This window comes from Staphylococcus simulans, assembly GCF_002902285.1.
In the GTDB taxonomy this organism is placed as follows: domain Bacteria; phylum Bacillota; class Bacilli; order Staphylococcales; family Staphylococcaceae; genus Staphylococcus; species Staphylococcus simulans.
Genome location: NZ_PPRU01000073.1, coordinates 1 through 10,088, shown reverse-complemented (window position 1 = coordinate 10,088; position 10,088 = coordinate 1). Strand labels below are relative to the sequence as shown.

Below are 10,088 nucleotides of genomic sequence, written 5' to 3'. Positions count from 1 at the left end.
ATAAGGAGTATAGCAGAAAAATTATGAACAAAACCCACAATCGAGCGGGATTAAAGGAGGAAACAAAGTGAACATTCAAGAAGCAACAAAGTTAGCTATGGAAAAAGGTAAAGCGATTTATAGAAAAGATTTAAAAAATGAAGGTTTAAGAGGAAACATATTACCTACAAATGACCCGTACCACGGCATGTTGTACACCATCCCAGATAAGAAGTCCTATAAGCAAAGATGGCAACCATTGGCAGAGGACTTAATATCTGATGAATGGCATGTTGTAGGAGAATAATCAAGCTCCCGTTAGTTTTTTTAAGTCTATTAAAGTGTTAATGAATTTTTTAGCATTATTTTTATATAAATTTTCCATTTCGATGATTGCTTTTGGATTGATTATTAGTTCGGAGAACCCACCATCGCCATATCCGAGTGTAACGTATTCATTTGAAGAAAGCTCTTTTGTATAGATTAAAAAATCATCGAAGTTAAAGCCTAAAAAATAATTATGATGTACTTGTTCATCGTCATAAAAATAACGGGCCATTTTTTCAGGATATCCTTCATCTAAACGGTCTTTATATATCTTATAAAAATGATGCAAAACAAAATTTGCTTCGTTTGTAAGCATAATATCACCTCCCCAGGTGATTATACCAAATAGCGCAATCGATAGAACGAATTAAAGGAGGTGAAACGAAATGAGCAAACTCAAAGCAATCAAAATAGCACTCTTAATAGCAACTACTGCAATAGTCGCTAAAAAGGTGCTAGATAAAAACAGACCTAAAGTAGTTCATCAATTAAATATCAACAATAAAGACCTAGAAATCAAACAATTAAAAATCAACAAAGCTATCCGTGAACTCGAAAAATCTCGAGAAACTATTGAAGAGTTAATTGATGAAGGTATTACATTCGAGACTACTTTCTAATGAAATCGAGTTTACATCTTGGGCATTTATTGTGCTTTTTCTTAGTAGTGATTTTCATACGTTTACCACAATTAGGACAAGATGTCTCGATTGTCACATGATCTTTAGCCATAAGCATCACCTCCTTCCACTAGGAGATAACAACATTATACACGAAAGGGCTTATCACAATGATAAACAAACTCATTACCAAATTTACAAGAAAACATTTATTAGTGATCAAAGTAGAGAATGTCAACGCACCACCAGTAATCATTTATAAAGGTAAAAAGATTCAAACAATAAGTGAAGTTGATTTTAGTTGGGAAACACACAGCGAATTTTTAGGTGGTTATGATTTTTCAGTCAAACACTTAGTTAATGAAGACAAGTTACCAGCAATTGAAAGAACTGGGTTTACAAGTCCAAGCAGAGAACAATTTTAGGAGGAAACAAAGCATGTCAGAAAAAACACAAAAACAACCTAGCGCGGAACTATGCCAATACTGGCTTGAGTTTATGTGGAAGCATGGAGCCATTCAAAAAACGTACGAACAGGAGATGGAAAAATGCAAAAATCATTCTGGATCGCATACGCATTCTGCTTTGCAAGCACATCCGTCCTGACATTTATCACACAAGATTTTATTATATCGGCAGCATGGTCATTGCTTTTATCATTAGCGGTTTATCTGTTCTTCGATGTCTGGTACTTCGAAGAAGATGAAACAGAGGAAGCAGTCGATGACGACGAGTATATTACGTTATTTACGATTAAGTATTAAAAAAGACTGCTAGCAACGGCAATTGCTAACAGTCAGAGTAGAGGTTGAAAATTACATCAGTTTTTTCAGCCTCTACAATATCAAAAATTGGAGGGATAAGCAAATGTATTTTGAACAAGGTGCAGTAGTGCGCCATAAATTCAAGGTAGACGGCTTTGAGTTTATGAGAGAAATCGCAAGAGAAGATGATCATATCAGTATTTTAATTTCGACTGTAAGTAATGTTTACGTCACAAAAACAGCAGTCGCCAGTTTATCAGACATAGAAACTGCAGAAGAAATTATTAAACAAGATGTATATACATTTATCGAAGAACAGACAGATGAACTAGACAAAATCATGGCTTACTTTTCGAAAGGGTGGGGTTAAATATGGCCAGCTTATATAACTTATCTGAAGGCTACAAAGAAGTTTTAGACAAAATGGATGAAGGTTATTCATTTGAAGATATTAAGGACACATTAGATGCAATTAAAGCTGATATGGACACTAAAGTTGATAACATTATCGGACTCAAGCGCTCAGCAGAAGGCGATGTTGAAATTATAAACAAAGAAATCAAGCGTCTGCAAACTCTAAAAAAACAGAAACTGAACCTAGCTGATAAATTGAAAGGCTACCTGCAGGACATGTTGGAAGTTCAAGAATTAGACAATTATCGTACCTCTAAAAACTATGTATTTAAGAAGCGAAATGCACCGAGTAAATCAGTTACAGATGAAAAGTTAATCCCTGATGAATACTGGTTATCTCAAGCACCTAAGTTAAATGCTAAGCAGTTGACGGATGACTTGAAAGCGGGCAAAGAAGTGCCAGGTGCTGAACTTAAAGTGACTGAAAGTCTGGTGATTAGATAATGGAGCAAGAAATGAACCTATTCCAGAAAATAGCTGACGTTAAAGCTAATATAGATGGATTCACTAAAGATACTAAAGGCTACAACTACTCATATGTTAGTGGTTCGCAAGTATTACACAGAATCAGAAGTAAAATGATTGAACATAATTTATTGCTTGTTCCTAGTACAACAGAAGAAAACTATAAAAAAATTGAAGTTACGAGGTTCAATAAAAAAGCAAATAGAGAAGTCACAACATCTGAATTTGTCGTCGAAATGAAATTGACATATGTATGGATCAATGCGGATAAGCCAGAAGAAAAGCTTGAAGTAACATTCTATTCTGTCGGACAACAAGACGATGTTTCTAAAGCGCATGGTACTGCACTAACTTATGCTGAACGTTACTTTTTAATGAAGTTCTTCAATATCCCTACTGATGAGGATGACGCGGATGCTAAACAAAAGCGCGAGCAATATACCAAACCAGATGCTAAAGCGATTGGGACATTAAAAGAAGAAATGCTGAAATTCAGCGAACTTATGCAGTCTGTAGGAAAACAAGTAAGTGTTGATGATGTGCAGCGACAACTAGGCATTAATGATATTCAGAGTTTAAGTAATAGTCAAATCACTGTGTGCATCAAAAAATTAGATAACTGGTCAAAACAAGCAAAGGAGAATGAATAATGATTAACAGAGTTGTATTAGTAGGTCGCTTAACAAAAGACCCGGAATTCAGAACAACGCAAAGCGGTGTAGATGTAGCAACATTCACACTAGCGGTCAACCGTAATTTTAAAGATAAAAACGGAGAGCAACAAGCGGACTTTATCAACTGTGTTGTATTCCGTAAACAAGCAGAAAACGTCAATAATTATTTGAATAAAGGAAGTTTAGCAGGTGTCGATGGTCGCTTACAATCACGCAGCTATGAAAACAACGAAGGCCGCCGTGTATTTGTTACGGAAGTCGTATGTGACAGTGTGCAATTCCTAGAACCTAAGAATACACAATCCTCAAACAATAACCAATCAAATAACCAAGTGCAGCAAAGAGAGAAGGCGCTTCAAAGCGACAATCCATTCAATAATAGCAACAACTTTGATATGGATACGGATGATTTACCTTTCTAGGAGTGGTTTTAAATGCAAAGAATCACTAATTACATTCAAGAAGATGACGGTACAATTACTGCCGTCATCAAGAATGTAAAACTTGGCAACAAAGAAACCTTGTTACTGGATAACGGAATGGATGTAGAAGTCGAAGTAAAGGTAGTAGATCCTTTTCTAATTAGCGATAAACAACGCCGGAAAATATTCGCTTTATGTAATGACATAGAGAGCCACACAGGGCAACCTCGAGACTATATGAGGTATTTGTTCATGGATTACGTAGAAGTCCTCTATGGGTATGAAAAACGTCTCTCATTAAGCGACTGTACACGTACCCAAGCAAACCAAATCATAGAGGTTACTCTTGATTGGATTTTTCATAACAATATTCCATTAACTTATAAAACAAGCGACCTGCTTAAACAAGATAAATCTTTCTTGTACTGGTCTACAGTCAACCGTAACTGTGTTATCTGCGGTAAACCTCATTCAGACCTTGCACACCATTACGCAATAGGTAGAGGAAAGAACCGTAAGACAATGAATCATTACGGATATGAAGTGTTAGCACTATGCAGAGATCATCATCAATCCCAACATAATATGGGCGTTGAAAGTTTTGATAAATTACATCATTTAGAGAACTCGTGGATTTCAGTAGATGATCGGCTTAACAAAATGTTGAAAGGATAGAGGAGGAAGTGGATAGATTACAAGCAATCAAAATAGCACTCCTAATCTTCATCTTGGCGGAAGAGATTAGGAATGCTAGAAATTATAGGACCCTCTTTTTCGATAAATTAATTATTCATCATCACTTTTGTAATCAAATGTTAAGTAAAAACAAATTAAAGAAATAAGTAACACAAATATTGAAATAGGGACATTAACAGGTTCGTTATACATTACTCCAGAGAATAAACTCCATGAAATATTTGGGGTGAAGACTAACGAAGTTGCATTAATCATTTTTTTAGTTGGAGGTGCATACTTTTGCATTTTGGTATTGTCGATGTCATCTTCTTTTCTATTTTCGCTTTTATTACTTATTGGATAGGAAGAATTGAAGGAGTCACTAACACTACAAAGGTTAACGGGATTGATAAAAGAATAGCGAAGTACATTGTTAATTCGCGTAATTTCCTTTACAGAAAAATTCGATTGGGCCTTAAATGCTTGAAGTGTCTTTTCAGAAAATAAGTTATTTCTAAAATTCATTGAGATGTCAATAGTAGGCACTTTGATTTTCACCAAATTTGAAGTATCGATATTTTTCAAATTAATATGACCTATATCTAGCAGTGTGTTTTTGTAAATATCGTTGAATTTCGTCATCTGATTAATAGTTTTTCTCAACTCTTTAGAAGGTTTTGTTGCTTGAAACATGGTGTTTCTTAAGTTGAAAATATTTTTATTCAATATGGGTCTGACATCTTTTAATGGATCGATATACATTTTACCACCTCCAATCCGATGCAAAAGCATTCAGAAAGATTATACCAGAAAGGAGAATGCATATGAGCGACCAACCCAGTTATTACGCAATAATCACTGCAGCTGTTAGGTATGATAATAGACTCACTGATAGCGAGAAATTACTATACGCAGAAATCACAGCATTGAGTAACAAATTCGGCTATTGTACAGCAAGTAATAATTATTTTGCAAGGTTATACGATGTAACTAAAAGAACTATATCAGCAAGAGTAAACAACCTTAAAGAGCAAGGTTACTTAACAATAGAATTCAAATATAAAGGCAATGAAGTTAAACAGAGAAGAATGTACCCCATGACGCAATCTTCTATACCTGTAGAAAATAAATTCCATAGGGGTATAGAAAAAGATTTCCTACCCCCTATGGAAGCAAACTTCCAAGAGAATAATACAAGTATTAATAATACAAGAGATAATACTATAAATAGAATAGATACTATGTCGGGCAACCCGACAGCACCGTATCAACAGGTAATAGATTATTTGAATAAAAGAACAGGCAAGCAATATAAACATACTACCAAAAAGACTCAGTCCCTAATTAGAGCTAGAGTTAAAGAAGGATTTAACTTAGACGACTTCAAAAAAGTAATAGACAACATGAGCGATCAATGGCTGGAAGATAAAAAGATGAACCAGTATCTGAGACCTGAAACGTTATTCGGTACTAAGTTTGAAGGTTATCTTAACCACCAACAACCCAACGCTGTTGACGAAGAATGGAAAAAGCAATATGAGGATGTGTTTTAGATGAACTTGTTTTCTGAAATAGCTAAAAAAACGAAATTTAAAAATAAGATAGTTAATCAGGAATTAGGATTGCATTGCAGCAAGTGCGGTAGAGATTATGATTACTACGAATTCGATAACGGTCAAATCATCAAAGATGGTTGTGATTGTGACATGATAGCATTCGCTAAACAATCGACTGAAAACTTTAAAAGAAAACAACAACGTATTAAAGCAAACGCAATCTTTAAAAAATCAATCATCAATGATGATTTGGCAGATGCAACCTTTGATAATTACCAGCCTACAAGTGAACAACTTGCTAGAGCGAAAGCATTACTAGAACGATATGCGAACAACTTCACTTTAGATAACAAACAATCCATTTTATTATTCGGCAGTTATGGTACAGGTAAGAGCCATTTATCTATGGCCACTATCAAGCGTGTAAAAGAGAAAGGTTACTCGGTTTTATATATGAATGTGCCGCAGTTAATTACAACCTATAAAGACACATATAACAAATCTTCTCAAATTACTGAAAGAGAAATAGATAAAGCAATATCTGATGTTGACTTGCTTGTATTAGATGATTATGGAACATCATTAAGCAATTTCGGTGTACAGAAGCTGTTTGAAGTAATGGAATCACGTACTGGCAAGCACAATATCATCACTACTAATAACAGTAGTAAAGAACTGATACAAAATAAGGATCTGGCCAAAATATTTAGTCGAATGATGAAAAATACAACAACAATCAATATGAATGGCGAGGATTACAGAATGCGAGGGTTAAATTTTTGATGTTAACCAAAGAATATATCATGCGTCATCTTAACTGCAGTTCAGTATTTGCAGAGATGATGATTACACAAGCACAGGGCAACGCTGATAGATTGTACGACTTATTCCTATACCAATGTAAAAAACGTCGTACAACGCCCGCTGTGCGTCAAATAGAGGTGTCTTATGGAAATAGAAATTAAGTTCAATGAAACACATAAAGCACCTATGGCTTCACCAAGACCGAGATTTGCGAATAGAGGAAAATATGTACAAACGTATATGCCTTCAACTTATACAGCGCATAAAGACTTTATACAAAAGCAGATGCCTAAGGCTATGTTGGAAAGCGACTTAATAGTCACGATAGAGTTTTTATTCAATCCACCGCAAAGTTGGAGTAATAAGAAAAGGTTATCAATGATAGGACAGTATAAACGCACTAAGCCAGACATAGACAACTTGATCAAGACTGTATTAGACGCTGCAAACAAACATCTATGGAAAGACGATAACCAAATTGTAGAGGTCAGAAGTTTTAAAAAGTATGCAGATGAACCGAAGATTGTCATGTCTGTGACGGAGGTTGATTAGATGCGAGAAGAAACAATGCGTATGCAATATACGATTACGTTTGAAAAGGATGTTCCTGTACGGCTTAAAAAACATGAGGAATTAGCAGATTTAGAAGAACAAGTAATCGAACGTATATTCAGAAACGCAAAAGAGCATATAGATGGCGAAATTAAAGAAATCGATAATATCGAGTGGAGGTACTAATCATGGGAAAATTTATTTATAAAGGTGAAACGATTGAGATTGGAACTCAAAAAATCTTATATGCATCTCAAAATTTAAAAGTATCTTCTAAAGATTTGCAAGAAAGATTTGATAAAGGTTGGGATATAGAAGATGCGCTTAAATACAATTTCAATCATGTGATGTACAAAGGTAAAATATGCCGAAAGATTAAACATAAAGGTCTCATTTTTTACATCGTAGCCGAAGATTTGAAAAGGTCTAAAGTTCCGCCGCAAGCAATTATTAAATATTTAAATGACGGACACATTATGGACGATATTTTACCGCTGGAAACAGAGTTTTATATTGTAGAACGTGAAAAAGATGCTTTGCGCAATTTGGTTTATAAGGACCGTTTACGTAAAGAACGTCAAAAAGAACAAGCAGAAGCACGCAAAAGAAAAGAGCGTCCTTGGCTATACGACGGCACACCGCAGCCACCATATGCACGCGATGAATACACACAATATCTTATGGGCACATCTATCTATCCAAAGGCGGTGCGTTAGATGAAAGTTAGAGATTTGAATTTGAACGATCGTATTATTATTTGGAGTGACGATGGAGAAGAGGGCAAGTGTGGAAGTGTTACTGCATTCAGTTACAAAAATTTCACTCAAGAAACTGCAAGTGTATTGTTGGATGGGGAAGTTAATGAAATTGAATTAACTGATAAAGACTACTTCGACAGACTGCCCATATCTTTTAAGGAAGCTGAACATTTTGAAGATTGCAAAAATATTCCTGAACATTATTCCGGTCAAACAGATGTAATTGAATTTACGCGTCAACAATTTACCAAAGATGAATGGATTGCGTCTATGAAGTTTAATATCATCAAATACGCCACAAGGCTGGGTCGTAAAGACGCATTAGATAAAGAGCTGGATAAAATCATCGATTATGCTCAACGTCTCAAGGAGGGGCTTTAAATGACCTTAAAAGAGGCGCTTAAATACGCAAACGCTCAATTGAATACATGTACAGGAGAGTTATATGTGGATAACATGCGTGAGTTGCATGCAAAGCTGTGTATCAAGAGAATTGTCGAACAATTAGAGCAAGGACAATCACTAAATCATAAATTCAATGATGAAGGAATTTTGTAATGGCTAGCAGAGAACTTACAAACACAATTAAACAGCGTTTCAAATCAGACACACGAGGACGTAGTTTAACGCAACTAGAGCAAGAGTTACAAAGCAGAGGTGTAAAGGGGTTCGTGATTGATGCAAGCCCTACACGCATCACTGTGTTAGCTGACAGAGCCGATTATGAACGTAATAGGAGGAAACGGGATGAAACCTAAATTCAGAGCGTGGGATTCGTTAGAAAATAAAATGAGATACGACATAGGCGTTATTGAATTTAATGCATTCGATAAAAACGTTAGTGCATTAGCTTTTAATCATCACCTTGACGACACAGGTTACGGGGAAATTGATAACTCGCAATCTGAATATTTCGCTGCCCTTTGTTTTAAACTAATGCAGTACACTGGTTTGAAAGACAAAAACGGTAGAGAGATTTATGAGGGCGACGTTGTCAAAGTGTTAGTGCAAGATGTCGAGCCTAAAATTATGGAGGATAAAACATACATTGGTGTTGTAGTTTATAAACAAGGAACGTTCGATATTAAAGATTTGAAAAACACATATCTAGGAATTATACCTCAAATGTATATGTCAGATATAAACTGTGTGTTTGAAGTATTAGGTAATAAACACCAACACTCAGAGTTACTCGAAAATAAAACTTATTAAGCGAGGAGTAAACGAAATGATACCTAAATTCAGAGAGTTTGATAGAGAAAGATATAGAACTGATTATCAGAAAGGCATGAGTTATGCTGAACAACAAGACTTTGATATGGGATTCACTATTTGGTTCGACCATATTGAAGACCTGGATTTAATCGAAAAAGATGGCAACATTAATAGAATTGTGATGATGTCGACTGGTCTGAAAGACAAAAACGGAACAGAAATTTATGAGGGCGATATTCTTAAGTGGTTGGGACATCATGGTCATGGTTGGCAAGCTACAATATATGGTTTTATCACATATGAAAAGGAGCAAGCAAGATTCAGATTAACTGAAGATAACAACGAATATTATGAAGATATTTATCGCATTTCAAAAATCGGGGAAGTTGTTGGAAATATTTATGAAAACCCTGAATTACTGGAGAGGAGCAGTGAGTGATGAAATACAAATACATGATACTAGATATTGAAGGGGCCAAAGAATTAGCTGAAAAATTTAAAGATATAAAAACGTGTCAAGAAATTTATGAAGAAAGAGTAGAAGTGTTGGAAAAGGCAAAGGCGTTTGATCGCATTAAAGAAATGATTGACGACCAACAAGTAGAAGGCGAACCAGATAGCGAAGTGTTGAGTGGAATTAGATATGAAGTATCAAAAGTGGAGGACAAAAAATAATGACTAAACTACAAATCAAATTACTATCAGAAAACGCAACAATGCCGACACGTGCTAATGCAACGGACGCTGGCTATGACATCTACTCAGCAGAAACTAAGATACTTGAACCGCAAGAGAAAGCGATTATCAAAACTGATCTAGCAGTCAACATTCCTAAAGGATATGTGGGATTACTCACTTCAAGA

Annotated in this window: 25 protein-coding genes; 22 read left to right on the top strand and 3 right to left on the bottom strand. The window is 35.3% G+C overall.

Annotation, left to right across the window (positions count from 1 at the left end; all coding sequences use genetic code 11):
• Positions 1–67 precede the first annotated feature (67 nt).
• Positions 68–286: a Thoeris anti-defense Tad2 family protein gene (locus CD112_RS13045; protein WP_070626518.1), complete on the top strand. Its 219-nt coding sequence runs from the start codon at positions 68–70 to the stop codon at positions 284–286.
• On the opposite strand, the gene CD112_RS13040 is transcribed toward CD112_RS13045, so the two are convergent.
• Positions 287–622 (bottom strand): hypothetical protein, encoded by a 336-nt coding sequence (locus CD112_RS13040; protein ID WP_070626519.1) that lies wholly within the window; start codon positions 620–622, stop codon positions 287–289.
• A 70-nt stretch (positions 623–692) separates the two neighbouring features.
• On the opposite strand from CD112_RS13040, the gene CD112_RS13035 reads away from it, so the two are divergent.
• Positions 693–926, top strand: a complete 234-nt coding sequence (locus CD112_RS13035) for a hypothetical protein (RefSeq protein WP_070626520.1) — start codon at positions 693–695, stop codon at positions 924–926.
• Here CD112_RS13035 and CD112_RS13840 read toward each other — a convergent pair.
• Positions 916–1,038, bottom strand: a complete 123-nt coding sequence (locus tag CD112_RS13840; protein ID WP_256274653.1) for a hypothetical protein — start codon at positions 1,036–1,038, stop codon at positions 916–918. The genes CD112_RS13035 and CD112_RS13840 overlap by 11 nt on opposite strands.
• Positions 1,039–1,096: 58 nt before the next feature.
• Between CD112_RS13840 and CD112_RS13030 the strand changes: the two genes are divergently transcribed.
• From CD112_RS13030 to CD112_RS13000, 7 genes are all read left to right on the top strand, one after another.
• Positions 1,097–1,351 (top strand): hypothetical protein, encoded by a 255-nt coding sequence (locus tag CD112_RS13030; protein WP_103364450.1) that lies wholly within the window; start codon positions 1,097–1,099, stop codon positions 1,349–1,351.
• 123 nt (positions 1,352–1,474) lie between these two features.
• Entirely contained in the window at positions 1,475–1,690 is a 216-nt protein-coding gene (locus CD112_RS13025; protein ID WP_103364449.1) for a hypothetical protein, read from the top strand.
• 103 nt (positions 1,691–1,793) lie between these two features.
• Positions 1,794–2,060, top strand: a complete 267-nt coding sequence (locus CD112_RS13020) for a DUF1108 family protein (protein WP_060803545.1) — start codon at positions 1,794–1,796, stop codon at positions 2,058–2,060.
• Positions 2,061–2,062: 2 nt separating this feature from the next.
• Positions 2,063–2,548: a siphovirus Gp157 family protein gene (locus tag CD112_RS13015; RefSeq protein ID WP_103364448.1), complete on the top strand. Its 486-nt coding sequence runs from the start codon at positions 2,063–2,065 to the stop codon at positions 2,546–2,548.
• Complete coding sequence (locus CD112_RS13010; protein ID WP_070867124.1) at positions 2,548–3,219, top strand: ERF family protein; 672 nt, start codon at positions 2,548–2,550, stop codon at positions 3,217–3,219. Before CD112_RS13015 ends, CD112_RS13010 begins: the two co-directional genes overlap by 1 nt.
• Positions 3,219–3,665, top strand: coding sequence for a single-stranded DNA-binding protein (gene ssb / locus CD112_RS13005; protein WP_103364447.1), 447 nt, complete (start codon positions 3,219–3,221; stop codon positions 3,663–3,665). Before CD112_RS13010 ends, ssb begins: the two co-directional genes overlap by 1 nt.
• Positions 3,666–3,677: 12 nt before the next feature.
• Positions 3,678–4,340, top strand: coding sequence for a putative HNHc nuclease (locus tag CD112_RS13000; protein ID WP_103364446.1), 663 nt, complete (start codon positions 3,678–3,680; stop codon positions 4,338–4,340).
• Between the two features lie 111 nt (positions 4,341–4,451).
• On the opposite strand, the gene CD112_RS12995 is transcribed toward CD112_RS13000, so the two are convergent.
• On the bottom strand, positions 4,452–5,102 hold the full coding sequence (locus CD112_RS12995; protein ID WP_060804384.1) for a hypothetical protein: 651 nt from the start codon (positions 5,100–5,102) through the stop codon (positions 4,452–4,454).
• A 62-nt stretch (positions 5,103–5,164) separates the two neighbouring features.
• On the opposite strand from CD112_RS12995, the gene CD112_RS12990 reads away from it, so the two are divergent.
• The 13 genes from CD112_RS12990 to CD112_RS12935 all read left to right on the top strand — a co-directional run.
• Complete coding sequence (locus CD112_RS12990; RefSeq protein WP_070463388.1) at positions 5,165–5,893, top strand: conserved phage C-terminal domain-containing protein; 729 nt, start codon at positions 5,165–5,167, stop codon at positions 5,891–5,893.
• Positions 5,894–6,679 carry an ATP-binding protein gene (locus CD112_RS12985; protein ID WP_070684218.1) on the top strand — a complete coding sequence of 262 codons (786 nt, stop codon included), beginning with the start codon at positions 5,894–5,896 and terminating at the stop codon, positions 6,677–6,679.
• A complete protein-coding gene (locus CD112_RS12980; protein WP_070724741.1) occupies positions 6,679–6,861 on the top strand; it encodes a hypothetical protein in 183 nt (60 codons plus the stop codon). The genes CD112_RS12985 and CD112_RS12980 overlap by 1 nt, the downstream gene beginning before the upstream one ends.
• Complete coding sequence (locus tag CD112_RS12975) at positions 6,845–7,252, top strand: RusA family crossover junction endodeoxyribonuclease (RefSeq protein ID WP_103364445.1); 408 nt, start codon at positions 6,845–6,847, stop codon at positions 7,250–7,252. The genes CD112_RS12980 and CD112_RS12975 overlap by 17 nt, the downstream gene beginning before the upstream one ends.
• A complete protein-coding gene (locus CD112_RS12970; RefSeq protein ID WP_103364444.1) occupies positions 7,253–7,438 on the top strand; it encodes a hypothetical protein in 186 nt (61 codons plus the stop codon).
• A gap of 2 nt (positions 7,439–7,440) precedes the next feature.
• Entirely contained in the window at positions 7,441–7,968 is a 528-nt protein-coding gene (locus CD112_RS12965; RefSeq protein ID WP_103364443.1) for an SA1788 family PVL leukocidin-associated protein, read from the top strand.
• A complete protein-coding gene (locus tag CD112_RS12960; protein ID WP_103364442.1) occupies positions 7,969–8,391 on the top strand; it encodes a DUF3310 domain-containing protein in 423 nt (140 codons plus the stop codon).
• The gene (locus CD112_RS13670) at positions 8,392–8,568 is read left to right on the top strand and encodes a hypothetical protein (RefSeq protein WP_158263702.1); all 177 of its coding nucleotides are present in this window, start codon (positions 8,392–8,394) and stop codon (positions 8,566–8,568) included.
• On the top strand, positions 8,568–8,768 hold the full coding sequence (locus CD112_RS12955) for a hypothetical protein (protein ID WP_103364441.1): 201 nt from the start codon (positions 8,568–8,570) through the stop codon (positions 8,766–8,768). Before CD112_RS13670 ends, CD112_RS12955 begins: the two co-directional genes overlap by 1 nt.
• Entirely contained in the window at positions 8,758–9,222 is a 465-nt protein-coding gene (locus tag CD112_RS12950) for a YopX family phage-derived protein (protein ID WP_015978124.1), read from the top strand. Before CD112_RS12955 ends, CD112_RS12950 begins: the two co-directional genes overlap by 11 nt.
• 16 nt (positions 9,223–9,238) lie before the next feature.
• On the top strand, positions 9,239–9,664 hold the full coding sequence (locus CD112_RS12945) for a YopX family phage-derived protein (protein ID WP_103364439.1): 426 nt from the start codon (positions 9,239–9,241) through the stop codon (positions 9,662–9,664).
• Complete coding sequence (locus CD112_RS12940) at positions 9,664–9,900, top strand: hypothetical protein (protein ID WP_103364438.1); 237 nt, start codon at positions 9,664–9,666, stop codon at positions 9,898–9,900. The genes CD112_RS12945 and CD112_RS12940 overlap by 1 nt, the downstream gene beginning before the upstream one ends.
• The coding region (locus tag CD112_RS12935; RefSeq protein WP_506546933.1) for a dCTP deaminase/dUTPase family protein at positions 9,900–10,088 on the top strand (189 nt) is incomplete at its 3' end. The genes CD112_RS12940 and CD112_RS12935, both read left to right, overlap by 1 nt.

Coding starts and splice junctions, on each gene's coding strand:
- CD112_RS13040 (WP_070626519.1), bottom strand. CDS start 622: ATGCTTACAAACGAAGCAAATTTTGTTTTGCATCATTTTTATAAGATA.
- CD112_RS13035 (WP_070626520.1), top strand. CDS start 693: ATGAGCAAACTCAAAGCAATCAAAATAGCACTCTTAATAGCAACTACT.
- CD112_RS13840 (WP_256274653.1), bottom strand. CDS start 1,038: ATGGCTAAAGATCATGTGACAATCGAGACATCTTGTCCTAATTGTGGT.
- CD112_RS13030 (WP_103364450.1), top strand. CDS start 1,097: ATGATAAACAAACTCATTACCAAATTTACAAGAAAACATTTATTAGTG.
- CD112_RS13025 (WP_103364449.1), top strand. CDS start 1,475: ATGCAAAAATCATTCTGGATCGCATACGCATTCTGCTTTGCAAGCACA.
- CD112_RS13020 (WP_060803545.1), top strand. CDS start 1,794: ATGTATTTTGAACAAGGTGCAGTAGTGCGCCATAAATTCAAGGTAGAC.
- CD112_RS13015 (WP_103364448.1), top strand. CDS start 2,063: ATGGCCAGCTTATATAACTTATCTGAAGGCTACAAAGAAGTTTTAGAC.
- CD112_RS13010 (WP_070867124.1), top strand. CDS start 2,548: ATGGAGCAAGAAATGAACCTATTCCAGAAAATAGCTGACGTTAAAGCT.
- ssb (WP_103364447.1), top strand. CDS start 3,219: ATGATTAACAGAGTTGTATTAGTAGGTCGCTTAACAAAAGACCCGGAA.
- CD112_RS13000 (WP_103364446.1), top strand. CDS start 3,678: ATGCAAAGAATCACTAATTACATTCAAGAAGATGACGGTACAATTACT.
- CD112_RS12995 (WP_060804384.1), bottom strand. CDS start 5,102: ATGTATATCGATCCATTAAAAGATGTCAGACCCATATTGAATAAAAAT.
- CD112_RS12990 (WP_070463388.1), top strand. CDS start 5,165: ATGAGCGACCAACCCAGTTATTACGCAATAATCACTGCAGCTGTTAGG.
- CD112_RS12985 (WP_070684218.1), top strand. CDS start 5,894: ATGAACTTGTTTTCTGAAATAGCTAAAAAAACGAAATTTAAAAATAAG.
- CD112_RS12980 (WP_070724741.1), top strand. CDS start 6,679: ATGTTAACCAAAGAATATATCATGCGTCATCTTAACTGCAGTTCAGTA.
- CD112_RS12975 (WP_103364445.1), top strand. CDS start 6,845: ATGGAAATAGAAATTAAGTTCAATGAAACACATAAAGCACCTATGGCT.
- CD112_RS12970 (WP_103364444.1), top strand. CDS start 7,253: ATGCGAGAAGAAACAATGCGTATGCAATATACGATTACGTTTGAAAAG.
- CD112_RS12965 (WP_103364443.1), top strand. CDS start 7,441: ATGGGAAAATTTATTTATAAAGGTGAAACGATTGAGATTGGAACTCAA.
- CD112_RS12960 (WP_103364442.1), top strand. CDS start 7,969: ATGAAAGTTAGAGATTTGAATTTGAACGATCGTATTATTATTTGGAGT.
- CD112_RS13670 (WP_158263702.1), top strand. CDS start 8,392: ATGACCTTAAAAGAGGCGCTTAAATACGCAAACGCTCAATTGAATACA.
- CD112_RS12955 (WP_103364441.1), top strand. CDS start 8,568: ATGGCTAGCAGAGAACTTACAAACACAATTAAACAGCGTTTCAAATCA.
- CD112_RS12950 (WP_015978124.1), top strand. CDS start 8,758: ATGAAACCTAAATTCAGAGCGTGGGATTCGTTAGAAAATAAAATGAGA.
- CD112_RS12945 (WP_103364439.1), top strand. CDS start 9,239: ATGATACCTAAATTCAGAGAGTTTGATAGAGAAAGATATAGAACTGAT.
- CD112_RS12940 (WP_103364438.1), top strand. CDS start 9,664: ATGAAATACAAATACATGATACTAGATATTGAAGGGGCCAAAGAATTA.